The following is a 17,589-nucleotide window of genomic DNA, read 5'->3' as shown; positions in this document are numbered from 1 at the left end:
ACAGTGGCGGGCGCCACCGGCCGGCGGACGCGGTGAGCGCCGCCCTGACCGGACCGGCCGTACAGGACCTGTACCGGCTGCGCCGCGACGCGGAGCTGGTGCTCGACGAGGACGGCGCGGCCACCCTGCGCCAGGGGCGGTTCCGGCTGCGCCTGGAGCAGCCCGGGATGAGCCGGCGGGCGCTGCTGCTGCGGCTGGGTGCCGGCTGGGTCAGCGACGTCGAGGTGGGCCGGCTGGTCAGCAGCCTGGAGGGGGAGACCCGGGTGCTTCCCGCGCAGCTGTTGCTGCGCCGCCTGCTGGGTCACTCCTGGGTGGAGCGGCGGGCCCAGGTCGCCGACCGGCCGCTGTTGGAGCTGCTGCCGACCGGGTTGGGCCGGGGCAGCCTGCCGGAGACCCGCCGACACGTCCCCGGGGTCCGCTACCGGCTCTCCCGGTTCGCCGCCCTGCAACACGAACGCGGCATGCTGGTCGCCACGTCGCCGCTGAGCACCCTCGCCGTCGGCTGCGTCGACGTGGCGCTCGGCGCGGTGCTGGCCGGGGCGGTGCAGGGCATCGGCCCGGAGACGGTGGCCCGGACCCTGGCGGTGCACTCCGACGTCGCCGGTCGGGTCCTCGACGAGCTGGTCACCGCGCGGATCCTGGTCACCGCCGCGGAGTTCGACGCCGAGGTGGACGACGCGCCGCTGGCCTACTGGTCGCCGGAGGAGCTGCGCCTGCACCACCGTTCCCGGGTGGGCCGGCACGCCCTGCCGGTCGGTGGCACCTACCGGTTGCGCGACCGGTTCCCCCCGCAGCCGCTGCCGCGCCCGCACGACGGTGGGCGGGCGATCGAGCTGCCCCTGCCGGACCTGGCCACCATCGCCAAGGCCGACCCGTCGTTCACTCAGGTCGTCGCGGCCCGGCACAGCGTGCGCGGGCACGACGACACGGCCCCACCCACCCTGGACCAGCTGGCCGAGTTCCTGCACCGGGTCCAGCACGCCACGGTGGTCGGGGAGGCCGGTGGGCAGCAGGTGGGGCACCGCCCCTACCCCGGCGGCGGCGGGATCTACGAACTGGAGCTGTACCCGCTGGTGCGCCGCTGCGCCGGCCTCGATCCGGGGCTGTACCACTACGACTCCACCGGGCACCGGCTGGAGCCGGTCGCCGGTTGGGGGCCGGCCGCCGACCGGCTGCTGGGCTACGCCCGCGCGGCCGGCGCGATGACCGGACCACCGCAGCTGGTCCTGGTGGTCACGGCCCGGGTGCAGCGGCTGATGTGGAAGTACGAAGGGATGAGCTACGCCATGATCCTCAAGGACGCCGGGGTGCTGACCCACCAGATGTACCTCGTCGCCACCGCGATGGGGCTCGCCCCGTGCGCCCTCGGCGCCGGTGACTCGCACGCCTTCGCCGAACTGTCCGGCCTCGATCCGTTGGTCGAGCCGAGCGTGGCCGACTTCCTGCTCGGCTCGGTCGGCGACACCCCGAGCACGGCGGCCCGGTCGTGAAGTTCCGTCGGCAGGCGTTGCAGCAGCTGGAGGCCCCCGAGCAGCTGGACCGGGCGGTCCGGCTGACCACCGTGCCGAGCTGGCTGGGCACCGCCGCGTTGGTGATCACCGTGGTGGTGGCCGGGATCTGGTCGGTGCGGACGGTGGTGCCACGGACCGTCGAGGCGGCCGGGGTGCTGATCCACTCCAACGGCATCTCCGCCCTGGACGCGCTGGAGAGCGGTCAGGTCACCAAGGTCTGGGCGGCCCCGCACCAGCGGGTCGCGAAGGGCACCCCGCTCTACAGTCTCCGTACCGTGGAGGGCAAGGTCCTGGTGGAGACCGCGCCGGGCGACGCGTACGTGGTCTCCTGGCTGGTGTCGGAGGGGGAGATCGTCACCCCCGGCAGCCACCTGGCCGATCTGGAACGGCTCGACACCGCCGGGGACGCGTTGCAGGCCGTCGTCTACGCCCCTGCGGTGGCCGCGCCGCTGCTGCAACCGGGCGTACCCGTCGAGGTGGCCGCCGCCGCCGCGCCGCGCAACGTGTTCGGCACCCTGGCCGGGCGGGTCCTCACGGTCGGCGCGTTCCCGGAGACCGAGGCGTCGCTGCGCGCCTTCCTCGGCGCCGGCCAGGACGTCCGGCGGCTGCTGGCGCACGGCAGCGTGGTACGGGTGACCGTGGCCCTGGAACCCGACCCGGCCGCCCCGGGCGGCCTGCGCTGGACCAAGGCGCCACCACCGTTCCAACTCAACTCGGCCAGCGAGGTCACCGCCTGGTTCACCGTGGCCCGGGAACACCCGATCGACTGGTTGCTGCGGCGATGAGCGCGCCGACGACCGGGGCGATCCCGGCACCGCAGCGGCCCCGGATCCGGCGACGGCGGGTCCGCACCCCCACCCTGATCCAGATGGAGGCGGTGGAGTGCGGGGCCGCCGCGTTGGGCATCCTGCTCGGCCACCACGGCCGACACGTGCCGTTGGAGGAGCTGCGCCGGGTCTGCGGGGTCAGCCGGGACGGCTCCACCGCCGCCACCGTGCTCAAGGGCGCCCGCCGGTACGGGATGGAGGCCAAGGGCTTCCAGATGGACCTGGCCGGCCTGCGTACGGTGGCCCTGCCGGCGGTGCTGTTCTGGCGCTTCGAGCACTTCGTCGTCCTGGAGGGGCTGGGCCGCAAGGTCTTCATCAACGATCCGGCCACCGGCCCCCGGGCGGTGAGCTGGGAGGAGTTCGACGGCGCCTTCACCGGCATCGTGCTCACCATGCGCCCCGGTCCGGAGTTCCGGCCCGGCGGGGCCCGCTACCGGATGGTCCGGGCGCTGGCGGAACGCTGGCGCGGCCCCGGTTCGGCCATCGTGCAGATGCTCCTGCTCGGCCTGCTGATCGCCCTGGTCGGGTTGACCGTCCCGGTGCTGGCCCGGGTCTTCGTCGACCGGGTGCTGCTCCAGGAGGACCGGGCCGCGTTCGCCGGTCTGGTCGCCGCGGTGGCGGTGGCCACCGTGCTGACCTTCCTGGCCAGTTGGCTGCAGCAGCGGCTGACCGTCCGCGCGGAGACCGCCCTGGCGCTGGCCAGCGCCGCCCGCTTCTTCCGACATCTGCTGCGGCTGCCGCCGACCTTCTTCGACCAACGGCAGGCCGCCGACCTCAGCCAGCGGGTACGCGGCAACGACGTGGTCGCCGACGTGCTGACCCGCCGGGCGGCCACCACGGTCGTCGACACCGCCCTGGTGCTGGCGTACGGCGCGCTGCTGTGCCAGTACGACCTGGTCCTCGGGTTGTGCGCGGTGGTCCTGGCCGGGCTGAACGTCACCGTGCTGCGGGTCGTCGCGTCGACCCGTTCGGTGGCGGTGGCCGGGTTGCAGGCCGACCGCAGCAGGCTCGTCACCGCCGTCTACACCACGGTGCAGATGATCGAGACGGTGAAGGCCGGTGGGGAGGAGGAACGCGCCGCCGCCCGGTTCGCCGCCCGTCACGCCACCGTGGCCAGTCGCCAACAGCGGCTGGGGGTGCCCACCGCGGTGCTCTCCGTCCTGCCGGCGTTCCTCGCCGCGCTGACCACGGCGGTGCTGCTCGGCCTCGGCAGCGACCGGGTGGTGACCGAGGCGATGAGCGTCGGGGTGCTGGTCGGCATGCAGGGCCTGGCCGCCGCGATGAACCGCCCGCTGGGCAACCTCACCGCGCTGGGCTCCCGGTTGCAGGACATGAGCGCCGACCTCAACCGGCTGCGTGACGTGGAGCGTTACCCGTTGCCGGCCGACGTCGCGCCGTCGCGCCCGGCCGCGCCGATGGAGGGGCACCTGCGCATCGAGGACGTCACCTTCGGCTACCACCCGTTGGGCAAGCCACTGCTGGCCGGGTTCACCCTCGACCTGCCCCCCGGTGCCCGGGTCGCCCTGGTGGGCCGCTCGGGCAGCGGCAAGTCGACCGTCGGGCGGCTGGTCGCCGGCCTGTACCGGCCGTGGACCGGCCGGGTCACCGTGGACGGCGTCGAACGGGTGGCGGTCGACGACGGGCTCTGGGCGGCCACCGTCGCCATGGTCGACCAGGACCAGCGGCTGTTCGAGGGCACCGTCCGCGACAACGTCACCATGTGGGACCTGACCGTGCCGGACGAGGACGTGCACGCCGCCCTCACCGACGCCTGCGTGCACGCCGAGGTGACCGCGCGTCCGGGTGGCCTGGCCAGCGCCGTACGCGAGGGGGGTCGCAACTTCTCCGGCGGCCAGCGGCAACGGTTGGAGATCGCCCGGGCGCTGGTCCGCAATCCCCGGGTGCTGGTCCTCGACGAGGCCACCAGCGCACTGGACGCCGAGACCGAACGCCAGATCGACAGGCACCTGCGCCGACGCGGCGCCACCTGCCTGATCGTCGCGCACCGACTGTCGACGGTCCGCGACTGCGACCTGATCGTCGTGCTCGACGCAGGTCGGGAGGTGGAACGCGGCACCCACGACGAGCTGGTCGCCCTGGGCGGGGCGTACACCCGGCTGGTCCGGGACCACTGAACCGAGCACCGAGGAGACGACGATGAGCGGTGCGGCAGCGGACACCCCGGCCGGCGGTCTGATCGGCTTCTGCGGCGACGCCGTCCGCCGGACCTGCCGGCTGGGCGGGCCGGACGCCGGTTGGCTGATCACCGGCGGTGAGGCCGACCTGTTCGCGGTACGACGGTCGGGGCTGCACCCGTCCCGCCGGTTCCACGTGGCCCGGCTGCCCGCCGGTGGGCTGGTGCCGACGTCCACCGCGATCGGCGCCTGGCAGCTGATCCTGGTGCCGCTGCCCGGCACCGAGCTGCGGGGCCTCGGCACCCGCGAGCTGTCGGTGCTGCAACGGCACGTACGCCTGCACCGGGGACCGGCCGACGCGGCGGGGGCGCGGGCCCGGTCCGCCGCCGCGCAGCTGATCGCCGCCGTCGACCTGGTGCTGCTCACCCTCGCCGACGCGCTGCGCCCGGGTCAGGCGCCCCGGGAGGCGTCCACCCTGGCCGCCCGCGAGATCGTCTCGCTGGCGCAGGGCAGCGCGTTGACCGCCACCGGAGGGGTGTGGTGGCTGCGCTCCGCCGGCGGCCACCTGCGCCGCAACGACGGTGGCCCCGGCGAGACGTCCGGTGATCAGGAACTGCTGCTGGTCGCCGGCCGGGACTGGGTGGTGGCCGACTCGCCGTGCGTGGTGGAGAGCCAGGCCAGTGCCGACCTGCTCGCCGCCGGCCAGTTCCGGACGGCGGTGGACCAGCACGTGGCCCGGCTGCTGCGCACCGTGGAGGCGCGTATCGCCGACGCCGACGCGGCGCTGCTGAGCGCCGTCGAACGCCGCCGGCAGGCCGACGCCGCCGTGCTGGCCGCGGCGGCCCGCCGCTCGATCGGGGTGATCGGCGCCGGGGAGGCGGTGGCCGTGCCGGAGCGGGCCAGCGAGTTCGACCTGTTCGGCCCGGCCGCGGCGGTGCTGCGGGTGGTCACCGCCGGGTGGGACGTCATCGTCGACGAACCGGCCGACCGCAGTCGGGCGCCGGCCGACGAGCGGGCCGCCGTGCACGCCGTCGCCCGCGCCTCCAGCCTGTTCCTGCGGGACGTCCGGCTGACCGACCGGTGGTGGCGGCGTGACCTGGGACCGCTGATCGGCTGGCGGGGCGGGGACGACGGCGGGCCTCCGGTGGCGGTGCCGATGGTGTTCCGGCGGGGCCGCTACCACCGGGTGGATCCGGAGACCCGGGCCCACCGTCGGGTCGAGCCGGCCTTCGCCGCCGGGCTGGCCGCCGCAGCCACCCAGGTCCAGGCCCCGCTGCCGCACGTCGCCTCGATGCGGCACCTGCTGCGCGCCGGGCTGGTCGGCGCGGCCCGCGACGTGCGTACCCTGCTGCTGACCGCCGGCTGCGTGGCGGTGCTCGGCCTCGGCGTGCCGGTGGCCACCGGCGCGGTGCTCGGCCAACTGGCCCGCCGTGGCGAGGTCGACGGCCTGCCCGGGTTCCTCGCCCTGATGCTCAGCGCGGCCGTGGTCGCCGGCCTGCTCGGGGTCGCGCAGAACCTGCTGCTGCTGCGGTGGGACGGCCGGATGCAGTCCGGCGCGCAGCTGGCCCTGTGGGACCGGCTGATGCGGCTGCCGGCCCGCTTCTTCAGCCGGCGCAGCAGCGGCGAGATCGCCAACTCGATGCTCGGCGTCGCCTTCGTCGGTGAGGCGCTCAGCGCCCTGCTGCCGCAGCTGCTCACCGCGGCGGCGACCGCGCTGGCGACCACCGCCATGCTGCTGGTCGTCGAGCCGGTGCTCGGCCTGTGGGGGTTGGGTGTCGTCGGGGTCAGCGGGCTGGCCTTCACCGTGTTCGCGCTGCTCGTCGTGCGGCAGCAGCGGGTCGCGCTGACCGCCGAGCACCGGGCGGCGGCGATGACCAACCAGCTGCTCGGCGGCATCGTCAAGCTCAAGCTCGCCGCTGCGGAGTCCCGCGCCCACGCCCGCTGGTCCGAGGTGGCCGCCACCGCCCGAGCGGCGCTGCAAAGGGTCCGGCAGAGTCAGGCCGGGTTGATCGCCTTCGCCACCGTGCTGCCGGTCGCCGGTCAGCTGGTGCTCTTCAGCGTCCTGATGGGACCGCTGGCCGGGCAGGTCTCACCGACCGACTTCTTCGTGCTCAACGTCGGCTTCGCGATGCTGCTCGGCGCGCTGCTGGTGCTGGTCTCCGCCGGGGTCGAGGTGATCGCGGCGGTGCCCCGGCTGGCCAGCCTGCGCGACATCCTGCGGGCCGAGCCGGAGGCCCGGCCGGACCGGGTGGACCCGGGGGAGCTGCGCGGCGGGATCAGCCTGCACCGGCTCACCTTCGCCTACCAGCCGGACGACCCGCCGGTGCTGGTCGACGTCGACCTGCACGTGCGGCCCGGCGAGTTCGTCGCCGTGGTGGGGCCCAGCGGCTGCGGCAAGTCCACCCTGCTGCGCCTGCTGCTGGGCTTCGAGCGCCCCCAGCAGGGCGCCGTGCTCTACGACGGTCAGGACCTGTCCGAACTGGACGTGCAGGCGGTCCGCCGGCAGTGCGGGGTGGTCCTGCAGGACGGCCAGCTCTTCGCCGGCTCGGTACGCGACAACATCTGCGGCGCGGGCGGGTTCACCCTGGACGAGGTCTGGGAGGCGGCCCGGATGGCGGGGCTCGCCGACGACCTGGAGGCGCTGCCGATGGGTATGAGCACGATGGTGCCGTTCGGCGGCGGCACCCTCTCGGTCGGGCAGCGGCAGCGGGTGCTGATCGCCCGCGCGTTGGCGCCCCGGCCCCGGATCCTCTTCTTCGACGAGGCGACAAGCGCGTTGGACAACCGCACCCAGGAGGTGGTGACCCGGAGCACGGCGGCGCTGGCGGCCACCCGGCTGGTGATCGCCCACCGGCTGTCCACGGTCCGCGCGGCGGACGTCATCGTGGTTCTCGACCAGGGCCGCATCGTGCAGCGGGGCAGCTACGACGAGCTGATGGAACAGCCGGACGGGTTGTTCCACCGGCTGGCCCGACGGCAACTGCTCACCGAGCCCGACGGCCAGCCACCGGGCGGGAGCCCACCCGCGCCGGGGGGTTCACCGTCGCCGGAGGGGCAGCCGTCGCCCGCCGGTCAGCCGTCGCCCGCCGGTCAGCCGTTGTCGACGGGGCTGCCGTCCTCGACGGACAACTCCGCGCCGAGATGATTCTCCAGCAGGTCGGCGACGTGCGCCTCGGCCTGGTTCTCCACCGCCAGCCGGAAGGCCTCGGTGAGGACGTTGACCACACCCTGGGTCAGCAGGATCGTCTCCCGGTCGACGTCGGCCCAGGACGGCCGGGACCCGTTGCCACCCAGTTCGGGGGCGAGGGCCAGCATCCGGGCGGTGACGGCCGCGACCAACTCGTCGGCGAGGGGCCGGACGCTGTCGAGCACCTCGCTGAGCGCCTGCAACGCCGGCACCGTGCCCATCCGGACCCGGTGCAGGTCCAGCGCGGCTCGTAGCGGCCGGGGCCGCACCGTGCGTACCGTCCCGTCCGGGGCCCGCCCGATCACCCCGTGCCGGGTGAGCGCGTGGGTCAGCGCGGGCCGCTCGGTGGCCAGCCGTTGCAGCATCGCGGTCAGCCCGTCGGGCGTGTCGTCGCTGGCCCGGACGCCGAGCATCGCCTCGATGGAGACCAGGTTGAAGCCCTGCCGTTGCAGGGTCAGGATGGCGTCCAGCCGGCGGACGTGGGAGTCGTCGTAGAGCGCGACCCGACCTCGGCGCACCGGTGGGGCCAGCAGTCGGCGGGCCTGGTGGGCGCGGATGTTGCGCGCCGACATTCCCACCTTGCGGGCGAGTTCCTCCACGGTGTAGCCGACCGCGGTGCCGGCGGTCGCCGGCCCGGTCGTCACCCGGTCGATGGTCACGGTGGCCTCCGCAGGCGTCGGGGACGGGGTACGGCGACCTGCCGGCCGGTTGCGACGGACGGCGGGCTCCCCGGGGCCGAGCGTATGACCGGAAGACCCACGGACGACAGGAGGGGAACCACTACTTGTCTCCGGCGGCGGTCAACCATTATCCTCCGTGATCGCACGATCACCACTATTCCGCATTACCCGAGTTCCGCCGTTTCCCGCCCCATTCGCGGCCACATTCGATGAAATTCCCCCAGGTCGATCCCGGGGTCGGTCCTGCTGACCCAGGATGAAGCGACATCGGGTGCTCCGGGTCCGCCGGACCGCCCCGCCGTCGCCGCGCCTCCGGCGTGACCCGGCCGTCGAAGGGAGCAGGAACTGTGACACCTGTCGATCGGGCGGTCTTCGTGGCCGCCTACAGCCGGTTGGTCGCCGACGTGTGGGCCGATCCGGTGCGGGAGCGGGCGTTGGACCGTGACCCCCGGGCGTTGCTCGCCGAGTACGGCCTCGGGCTGCCCGAGGACGTGCGGGTCCGCGTGGTCCGGGACGTCGCCGAGGCCGCCCCGGACCTGGAGGTGCAGGTCAGTTCGTGGCAGCAGGCGGCGACCACCGGCACCTTCGTGCTCTTCGTGCCGGCACTCCTGCCGGTGGCCGAGACGGAGCTGGCCGAGGACGAGCTGGACAGCGTGGTGGCCGGCCTGGACTCCAGCTGCGCCTGCTGCTGCCCCTGCTGCTGCACCTGACCGGCGGGCCGCCGTCCGCGCGGCGGACCTGCCACCGATGTCTGCCGCCCGGGGAGCGTCATGGCTGCTTCTGATGGCAGCCGACCGCAATCCTTGATAGTCGAGCAGCGATGTTCTTAACGTTCTCGCCACACCAATTAACCGCCATTTCCGCGGCGAACCCCGAAGAAAGGTGCGATCGATGAGCAACGAAGAGCAGGAGTTCGGCGCCAGATTCGTCACCAAATACTCCGAGCTGGTCACCGCGGTGTGGCGCAGCGACGATGAACTCCAGCGGCTGCTGGCGGACCCGACCGGCTACGCCACCGCCGCCGGCCTGCCGGTGAGCCCCGGCGCGACGGTCGAGGTGGACCGGGCCCAGCCCACCACCCTCTACACCAAGGACGAGATCGTCGCCGACTGGTCGGGTACCCCCGGACGGCACGTCCTGCACGTGCCCGAGGTGCCGCTGGTCGACCTCAACGAGCTGACCGAGGCCGAACTGGAGACGGTGGCCGGTGGCGTCCAGGCCCCGGCCGACAACAACGTCAACGTCATCGCCGTCCTCATCCTCTGAGTCCTCCCACCACCCCGTCGGGAGCCACGATGCCCACCACGACCGAGACCATCGCGTTCCGCGCCGGCACCTACCGGACGGCCACCGTCGAGCAGACCTGGGAGCGGGTCGCCGCCCTGCTCGACCGGTTCCGGATCACCCGGGTCGCCGACATCACCCGCCTCGACGAGATCGGCCTGCCGGTGCACGTCGCCTACCGGCCGGTCGGGGCGACCATGGCGGTCAGCGTCGGCACCGGCGCCACGCCGACGCAGTCGCGGGTCAGCGCGGTCATGGAGAGCATCGAGTCCTGGCACGCCGAGAACCTCCGGCTGGGGACCGTCACCCGGTCCCCGGCCGAGAGGCTCGACCTGCCGTACGACGTGCGCTGGCTGCACCTGGCCGAACGCTCGCCGCTGACCTCGGCCGTGGTGCTCGACTGGGTGGCCGGCCGGGGGCTGGTCACCGGCACGCCCTGCCTGGTGCCCCGGGCCACCATCGAGCTGGACTTCACCGTCCGCCGGGGCTGGGCCCGCGCCCTGTTCAATCCCAGCAGCAACGGCCTGGCCACCGGCAACACCTTCGCCGAGGCCAGCCTGCACGCCCTGCTCGAGGTGATCGAGCGGGACTGCATCGCCCCGTACTGCACCTCGGCGCTGGCCGATCGGACGTACACCGACCCGGGCACCGCCACCAACCCGATGACCCGCGGTGTGCACGAGGCGCTGCTGCGGGCCGGCTGCTGGGTGGAGGTCTGCGACATCACCAACGCCATCGGGGTGCCCTGTTACGCCGCCTCGATCTGGTCGCCGGACCTGCCGGTCACCTTCGGCGGTTTCGGCTGCCACGTCGACCCGGAGATCGCCGTCGGCCGGGCCATGTCCGAGGCCGCCCAGTCCCGGCTGGTGATGGTCTCCGGCGCCCGCGACGACATCGACGCCACCGCGTACCACGACGTCTCGGCGCCGCCGGTGCGACCGCCCACCGTCGACCACCCCGCCGGCCCGGTACGCGGCGACCGGCCACCGACCGGTGACGTCACCGAGGTGCTGCGTGAGCTGGCCCTGCGGGTGCAGCGCAGCACCGGTGTCGAACCGTTCGCCGTCGACCTGACCCACGACGACATCGGCATCGCGGTGAGCAAGGTCTTCGCCCCCGGCCTGCGGATGTTCGACGAGCGGGCGCTGAGCACCCGGCCGGGGGTGCCGTCGTGACCGACGTCGTCTTCATCGGCCCCAGCCTCCCGGCGGGACAGGTCGAGCGGCTGCTGCCCGCCGCCCGGGTCCACCCGCCGGTGGCCCACGGCGACCTGCTCCGGCTCGACGTCGGCCCCGGCGACCGGGTGCTGATCATCGACGGGTTCTTCCTCCAGCACCCGCCGGTGCGGCACCGGGAGATCCTCGACCTGCTGGCCCGGGGCGTCACCGTCGCCGGGGCGGCCAGCATGGGCGCGTTGCGCGCCGCCGAGCTGTGGCCGTTCGGGATGCGCGGCGTCGGTGACGTGTACCAGCTCTACCGCGACGGGGTGGTCACCGGCGACGACGAGGTGGCCGTTGTGCACGGCCCCGCCGAGGACGGCCACCGCATCCTGAGCGAACCGCTGGTCAACGTCCGGATCGCGGTGCGTCGCGCGGTCGCCGCCGGGGTGCTCGACGACGCCGAGGCGGCCCGGCTGCTCCAACTCTGCCGGGACCTGCCGTTCCGCCGCCGGTCGTACCGGGCCCTGGAACGCACCGTCGGGCCGGACGACGCCGCGACGGTGGACCGCTTCCTGACCTGGCACCGGCGTGACCCCTGGGACGCCAAGGGCGCCGACGCGCGACTGCTGCTGTCGATGGCCGCTGCCGACGCCGCCGAGCTGCGTCCGGCCGGCCCGGACGACCAACCGATCGACAACCTGCACACCCGGTTCCTGGAGAGCTGGCGGTCCCGGCACGCCGGGACGGCCGTCGGCGGGCACTGGGTCAGCGACCGGGACGTCGCGGCGGTGCTGATGCTGCTGCACCCCGAGTCGCCCGCCCGGCACCGGCGGGCCGTCCTCGCCGGGGTGGCGCAGCTCGACCCCGCCGACCCGGGCGTCGAGGACCGCGCCGCCGAGGTGGCCCGGGAACAGGGCCTGCTCTCCGCCGGCCCCACCGGCCAGGACTGGCTGACCGACGCCGAACGGGGGCTCGCCCCCCGGGAGGCGGCGCTGCGGTTGCTGGTGCGGGCCTTCGGCACCACCCCGTACCGCAGCCTGGCCCTGTGGATGGTGGCCGAGCCGCTGCGCCGTCCCGCGCTACGGGCCGCCGCGCGGCAGGTCGCCGCGACCGCGATGTCGCTCAACGAGACGCTGCTGCCGCGGACGACCGGCCCGCGGCGTCCCGGCGGCCGGCTGCACTTCCGTACCGAGGTCGTCGACGGCTGCTTCGCCGCGCTCTGGGGCTGCCCGCCCGAAGGGCTGGCCGCGGCGGCCTGGGACCGGGGCTTCGTCGACCTGGCGTCGTTCCGGTACGCCGCCGAACCCCTGGTCGCGTACCTCAAGGCAGTCGGCCCGCCCCGACTGCCGGCGGTGCCGGACCTGCCGGCGGCCCACGACGGGCCGGTCAACGACGAGTCCCGGGCCGGTTCGCCGGTCCGGGTGGGCTGAGGAGGAGTCGATGGGCGGCACGGTGAAGACGGCGCTGATCTACCCCCCGCTGACCGACCCCACCTCGGGGTACCACTCGCTGAACTATCTCGACTCCTACGCCCGTGCCCAGGGGCACCGGGCGGCGGACATCATCGACGCCAACATCGAGGCGTTCCACCACTCCTACACCCCGTCGGCGTACGAGTGGCTGCGCCGGGAGCTGGCCCGGCCGCCGGTGACCGACCTGACCGGCCCGGACGCGCTGATGGCGCGGGCGAACCGGCTGGGCCTGCCCGAGCCGGACCCGCAGCGGCTGCGCCGGTCGATCGGGGTGCTCCAGGACCCGACGTTGTTCTACGACTACCGGCACTACCAGGAGGCGGTCGAGGGGGTCATCTCCTGGATGGACGCGCTCGGCGCGGTCGGTTTCCCCGGCCAGTTCCGGGCCGGGTTCCGGCTGCACCCGCCGCCGGCGGTCTCCATCGGCTCGGTCGCCGCGCTCACCGACGAGGCGACCCTGGCCCGGCTCAACCGGCCGTTCCAGCCGTACTACGAGGACGTGCTGATCCCGAGGCTGGCCGCCGGCGGGTACGACGTGATCGGCATCAGCGCCACCTACCAGTGGCAACTTCCGTTCACCCTCTGGCTGGCCCGGCTGATCCGGCGGGCCTGCCCGGACGCCTTCGTGATCACCGGCGGCACCGAGATCTCCGACGTGTGGAAGTGCGCCAGCCGCCCCGAGCAGGTGTTCCAGGTGCTCGCCGACTTCGACGCGATCGTGGTCGGCGAGGGGGAGAGCGCGTACACCGAGATCCTCGACGCGGTGGCGACGGGCACCCTGCCGGCCGGGCACCCCAACGTCCGGCTGCACCCGAAGTACGGCCGGCAGCGGCAGCTCCCGCTGCGCTACGAGCGGCTCGGCAACATCCCGGTGCCGGACTTCTCCGGCCTGCCGTGGGACCTCTACCTGAGCCCGGAGAAGTTCGTCTACTACTCGCCCACCCGGGGCTGCTACTGGAACAAGTGCACCTTCTGCGACTACGGCCTGAACACCGACGGCCCGACCAGCCCGTGGCGGCAGGACACCGCCGACGCCATGATCGCCGACGTGACGGAGTTGGCGAAGTTCGCCAAGTTCATCTACTTCTCGGTGGACGTGCTGGCCCCCGCGACGATCTTGCGGTTCGCCGAGAAGGTCGTCGAACGCGGGCTGGACTTCCGCTGGGGCGCCGAGATCCGGCTGGAGAAGTACTGGTCGGAGGAGCGCTGCGAACTGCTGCGGCGCAGCGGCTGCGTGGCCGTCTCGGTCGGCTTCGAGTCCGGCAACCAGCGCATCCTCGACCTGATCGACAAGGGCACCCGCCCGGAGCAGGTCCGCCGGACGATGACCGCGATGACCAAGGCCAACATCGGGGTGCAGATGATGGGCTTCACCGGCTTCCCCACCGAGACCCGGGAGGAGGCCCTGGACAGCATCGGCTTCCTGCGCGACAACCCCGACCTGTGGACCCTCGGCGGTCTCGGCGACTTCATGCTCACCCCGGGCGCGATCGTCGCCAAGGAGCCGGAGCGGTTCGGCATCAGCAACGTCCGCCCGGTGGAGGGCTCCGACATCGTCCGGATGCTGCGCTACGACGAGCCGGTCACCGAGGCCGCGCACGACGAGGTGATGCAGGCGAAGTCCACCCTCAACCCCGGCCACTACCACCGGCCCTGGCTGGGCAGCACCGACACCCCGCACTCGTTCTTCTACCACGACCGGTACGGCACCGACGTGCGCGGCGTGCTCGCCCACGACCGGGTCCGCCAGCACGACGACGACCACACCGAGTTCGTCGCCAACGGCGTCTTCGTCGACCGGGCCGACGAGCAGGCGTGGGAGGCGTACCGGCGGATGCGGGTGGAGGAGCAGGAGGGCACCCCCGGCGCGTCGCTGCCGACCGACCGGCACCTGTTCCGCCGGGCCGACGGGCAGGTCTTCGCGCTCAACCGCAGCAGCCGGCTCTTCCTGGACCTGTTCGCCGTCCCGCTCACCCTGGCCGAGGCGCAGCACCGCCTCTGGGTGGTCGAACCGACGGTCGCCGACCGGGTGTGGCGGACCTTCATCGGTCAGCGGCTGCTGCGCCGGCACGCCCTGCCGGAGCCCGCCCCGGTCGGGGGCTGACCCCGGCCCCCTCGCCACCGACCCGGCCGCACCCCCTGGGGACCGTGCGGCCGGCCGGGCCCGCGCCGCCGATCCGGGCGGTGCGGGCCCGACCACCGGTCAGCCGGTACGGGCAGGGGCGGTGAACGGCAGCAGCACCCGGAACACGGTCGCCCCCGGGACGCTGTCCACCCGGATGTCCCCGTGGTGCTTGTTGACCACGATCCGGTACGAGATGTCCAGCCCCAGCCCGGTGCCCTCACCGACCGCCTTGGTGGTGAAGAACGGCTCGAAGATGCGCGGCCGGATCGCCTCGGTGATGCCCGGTCCGGTGTCGGCGACCTCGACGGTCAGCCGGTCACCGGCCCGCCCGGTGCGCAGCGTCAGGGTGCCGTCCGCGCCCATCGCCGACAGCGCGTTGTCGATCAGGTTCGTCCACACCTGGTTCAGCTCGGCCGCGTACGCCGGGATCGGCGGCAGGTCCCGGTCGTACTCGCGGACCACCCGTACCCCCGGCGGGATCTTCGCCTTGAACATCACCAGCGTGGCGTCGAGCAGGTCGTGCACGTCCACCACCTGGTGCGGGGCCCGATCGAGTTGCGAGTACTGCTTGGCCGCGCCGACCAGGGTGGAGATCCGGGTGACCGCGTCGTCGATCTCGGCCATCAGCTGCTCGGTGTCCAGCGTGTAGCTCAGCCAGCGCACCGCCGACTCGAGGTCCTGCGGACCGACCACCTCCCGCACCCGGTCCAGCCACCCGGTGTCCAGGCCGGCGGCGACAAGCGTGGGCGCCAGGTCCCAGCCGGCGGTGACCTGGTGTTCGTCCAGCCAGTCGGCCAGCGCGTCCTCGGCGTCGCTGGCGGCCATCGGGGAGAGCTGCGGTGCGCGGGCGGCCCGCTTGACCGCCTCCTCCTGCAACTCCACCAGGGTGTGCAGCCGGCGGCCGTCGAGCCGGCCGTCGGCGATCATCGCCAGCTTGTGCCGCATCCCGGCGACCCGGTCGCGCAGCGAGGAGGTGGCCCGTACGGCCGCGCCGGCCGGGTTGTTCAGCTCGTGGGTGAGCCCGGCCGACAGCGAGCCCAGGGCCAGCAGCCGTTCCCGCTCGCCGACGATGGCCTGGGTGTCCCGCATCCCGACGAACAGGCCCTCCAGCAGGTGCATCGCCATCGGGAACCAGGTCCGCACCGCGTGGGCGAACGTCTCGGCGGGCAGCACCAGGAACTCGGCGTCGGTGACCGCCCGCAGGGTGTTCAGGTAGACCTGCGCGACCTGCCCGCCCAGGTACGCCTGGGTGGCCCCGCCGTACACGCCGCGCTGGTCGGTGCGGGTGACCTCGACGTCGTCGCCGTGCACCCGACGGCTCATCGTCACCGCCCCGGACAGCAGCACGAAGAAGCAGCTCGCCGGCTCACCCTCGGCGTACACGACGGTGCCGGCGGCCCGTTGCTCGACCCGGCCGTGCTCGGCCAGCCAGTCGAGCTGTTCGGGGTCGAGGGCGGCGAAGAGGAACAGCTCACGCAGTTCGTCGGGGGTGAGTCGCCGATCGGAGTTGGTCATTGCGCCTCCAGGTAGCGGTGCACCAGCGAGACGGCCATCGCACCCTCGCCGACCGCCGAGGCCACCCGCTTGACCGACGAGGCCCGTACGTCCCCGGCGGCGAACACCCCCGGCAGGCTCGACTCCAGGTGGTACGGGTCGCGGGTCAGGTTCCAGCCGGGTGGTCGCCGGCCGCCCGCGGTCAGGTCGGGGCCGGCGACGATGAAGCCCCGTTCGTCGCGGACCAGCACCCCGTCGAGCCACTCGGTGCGCGGCTCCGCGCCGATGAAGATGAACAGCCAGGAGGCGTCCACCTCGCGGACGTCACCGCTGCGGGTGTCGCGCAGTCGCAGCCGCTCCAGGTGCTCGTCACCCTCGCCGCCGGCCACCTCGGTGTGCGGGTGCACGACGATCCGGTCGATCCGGTCGAGTTGCTGGATCAGGTACGACGACATCGACGCGGTCAGGTCCGCGCCCCGGATCAGCAGGTGCACCCGGGCGGCGTACCGGGAGAAGTGCACCGCCGCCTGGCCGGCGGAGTTGGCCCCGCCGACGATCCAGACATCCTGGTCGACGCAGCTCGGCGCCTCGGTCGACGCCGCGCCGTAGAACACCCCCCGGCCGGTCAGGTCGGCCAGGCCGGGCGCGTCGAGCACCCGGTACGACACCCCGGTGGCCAGCACCACCGTGTGCGCGGCGATGGTGCTGCCGTCACCGAAGCGCAGCAGCCGGGCCGCGCCGGCGCTCTCCAACCCCACCACCTCGCGGGTGCTGAGCAGTTCCGCGCCGAACTTCAACGCCTGCCGGCGGGCCCGGTCGGTGAGCTGGGCGCCGGAGACCCCGTCGGGGAAGCCGAGGTAGTTCTCGATCCGGCTGCTCTGCCCGGCCTGACCGCCGGTGGCCCGCCGCTCCACCAGCACGGTACGCAGCCCCTCCGAGGCCCCGTAGACGGCGGCGCCGAGCCCGGCGGGCCCGCCACCGACCACCACCAGGTCGTAGAAGTCGGCGGCCGGGGCGACGGTGAGCCCGGCCAGCGCGGCCAGCTCCGCCTCCGTCGGGGCGACCAGCGCCTTGCCGTCGGGCGTGACCACCAGCGGTACGTCGGTCGCGTCGGCCCCGGCGGCGGCGAGCAGCCGGCCGCCCTCGGGGTCGTCGGTGAGCAGCCAGCGGTAGGGCACCAGGTTGCGGGCGAGGAAGTCGCGGACCGCGAACGACGGCGCGGACCACCGGTGCCCGACCACCCGGATCTCTTCGCTGGCCTGGTCGGGACTGGCCGCCCAGGCTTCCAGCAGGGTGTCCACCACCGGGTAGAGCTTCTCCTCCGGCGGGTGCCACGGCTTGAGCAGGTAGTGGTCCAGGTCGACCACGTTGATCGCGTCGATGGCCGCGTCGGTGTCGGCGTAGGCGGTCAGCAGCACCCGCCGGGCGGCCGGGAAGAGGTCCATCGCGGCCTCCAGGAACTGGATGCCGTTCATCTCGGGCATCCGGTAGTCGGCCAGCAGCACCGCCACCCGTTCGCCGCGCAGCTTGATCTCCCGCAGCGCCTCCAGCCCGCCCGGTCCGGAGTCGGCCCGGACCACCCGGTAGCGGTCGCCGTACCGGCGGCGGATGTCCCGGGCCACCGCCCGGGAGACGGCGGGGTCGTCGTCGATGGTGAGGATCACCGGCTGTGCCATGGTGCCCATGTAAGCACAGCCACCTGCCCCGGTATCTG

12 protein-coding genes are annotated in these 17,589 nt (G+C 73.8%); 9 read left to right on the top strand and 3 right to left on the bottom strand.

The features are described 5' to 3' along the window. The first annotated feature begins 32 nt into the window (after positions 1 to 32). Genes ACIG87_RS00690 through ACIG87_RS00675 form a run of 4 tightly spaced genes read left to right on the top strand, consistent with a single transcriptional unit; the run spans position 33 to position 7,618 of the window. A complete protein-coding gene (locus ACIG87_RS00690; protein WP_396846826.1) occupies positions 33 to 1,490 on the top strand; it encodes a SagB family peptide dehydrogenase in 1,458 nt (485 codons plus the stop codon). Further along, positions 1,487 to 2,296 carry a hypothetical protein gene (locus ACIG87_RS00685; protein WP_396846825.1) on the top strand — a complete coding sequence of 270 codons (810 nt, stop codon included), beginning with the start codon at positions 1,487 to 1,489 and terminating at the stop codon, positions 2,294 to 2,296. Before ACIG87_RS00690 ends, ACIG87_RS00685 begins: the two co-directional genes overlap by 4 nt. Then, positions 2,293 to 4,473: an NHLP family bacteriocin export ABC transporter peptidase/permease/ATPase subunit gene (locus ACIG87_RS00680; protein ID WP_396846823.1), complete on the top strand. Its 2,181-nt coding sequence runs from the start codon at positions 2,293 to 2,295 to the stop codon at positions 4,471 to 4,473. Before ACIG87_RS00685 ends, ACIG87_RS00680 begins: the two co-directional genes overlap by 4 nt. A gap of 22 nt (positions 4,474 to 4,495) precedes the next feature. Then, the gene (locus ACIG87_RS00675; RefSeq protein WP_396846821.1) at positions 4,496 to 7,618 is read left to right on the top strand and encodes an ATP-binding cassette domain-containing protein; all 3,123 of its coding nucleotides are present in this window, start codon (positions 4,496 to 4,498) and stop codon (positions 7,616 to 7,618) included. On the opposite strand, the gene ACIG87_RS00670 is transcribed toward ACIG87_RS00675, so the two are convergent. Then, the gene (locus ACIG87_RS00670) at positions 7,564 to 8,319 is read right to left on the bottom strand and encodes a MerR family transcriptional regulator (RefSeq protein WP_396846819.1); all 756 of its coding nucleotides are present in this window, start codon (positions 8,317 to 8,319) and stop codon (positions 7,564 to 7,566) included. The genes ACIG87_RS00675 and ACIG87_RS00670 overlap by 55 nt on opposite strands. A gap of 368 nt (positions 8,320 to 8,687) precedes the next feature. Here ACIG87_RS00670 and ACIG87_RS00665 point away from each other — a divergent pair, with 368 nt between their 5' ends. The 5 genes from ACIG87_RS00665 to ACIG87_RS00645 all read left to right on the top strand — a co-directional run bounded on the left by ACIG87_RS00665 (position 8,688) and on the right by ACIG87_RS00645 (position 14,360). Continuing rightward, a complete protein-coding gene (locus ACIG87_RS00665; RefSeq protein ID WP_396846818.1) occupies positions 8,688 to 9,050 on the top strand; it encodes a hypothetical protein in 363 nt (120 codons plus the stop codon). A 181-nt stretch (positions 9,051 to 9,231) separates the two neighbouring features. After that, on the top strand, positions 9,232 to 9,606 hold the full coding sequence (locus tag ACIG87_RS00660; RefSeq protein WP_396846816.1) for a hypothetical protein: 375 nt from the start codon (positions 9,232 to 9,234) through the stop codon (positions 9,604 to 9,606). Between the two features lie 29 nt (positions 9,607 to 9,635). Beyond that, positions 9,636 to 10,799, top strand: coding sequence for a YcaO-like family protein (locus ACIG87_RS00655; RefSeq protein ID WP_396846814.1), 1,164 nt, complete (start codon positions 9,636 to 9,638; stop codon positions 10,797 to 10,799). Then, a complete protein-coding gene (locus ACIG87_RS00650; RefSeq protein WP_396846812.1) occupies positions 10,796 to 12,214 on the top strand; it encodes a TfuA-like protein in 1,419 nt (472 codons plus the stop codon). The genes ACIG87_RS00655 and ACIG87_RS00650 overlap by 4 nt, the downstream gene beginning before the upstream one ends. A gap of 10 nt (positions 12,215 to 12,224) precedes the next feature. Beyond that, on the top strand, positions 12,225 to 14,360 hold the full coding sequence (locus ACIG87_RS00645) for a B12-binding domain-containing radical SAM protein (protein ID WP_396846810.1): 2,136 nt from the start codon (positions 12,225 to 12,227) through the stop codon (positions 14,358 to 14,360). A 99-nt stretch (positions 14,361 to 14,459) separates the two neighbouring features. On the opposite strand, the gene ACIG87_RS00640 is transcribed toward ACIG87_RS00645, so the two are convergent. Then, the gene (locus ACIG87_RS00640; RefSeq protein ID WP_396846809.1) at positions 14,460 to 15,896 is read right to left on the bottom strand and encodes an ATP-binding protein; all 1,437 of its coding nucleotides are present in this window, start codon (positions 15,894 to 15,896) and stop codon (positions 14,460 to 14,462) included. Beyond that, the gene (locus tag ACIG87_RS00635; protein ID WP_396846807.1) at positions 15,893 to 17,551 is read right to left on the bottom strand and encodes an FAD-dependent oxidoreductase; all 1,659 of its coding nucleotides are present in this window, start codon (positions 17,549 to 17,551) and stop codon (positions 15,893 to 15,895) included. The genes ACIG87_RS00640 and ACIG87_RS00635 overlap by 4 nt, the downstream gene beginning before the upstream one ends. Positions 17,552 to 17,589 lie beyond the last annotated feature (38 nt).

The sequence above is a fragment of the Micromonospora sp. NPDC051925 genome (genome assembly GCF_044548625.1).
GTDB lineage: Bacteria > Actinomycetota > Actinomycetes > Mycobacteriales > Micromonosporaceae > Micromonospora.
Note: the sequence above shows the minus strand (reverse complement) of the source record. Positions and strands in the feature narration are given on the sequence as shown.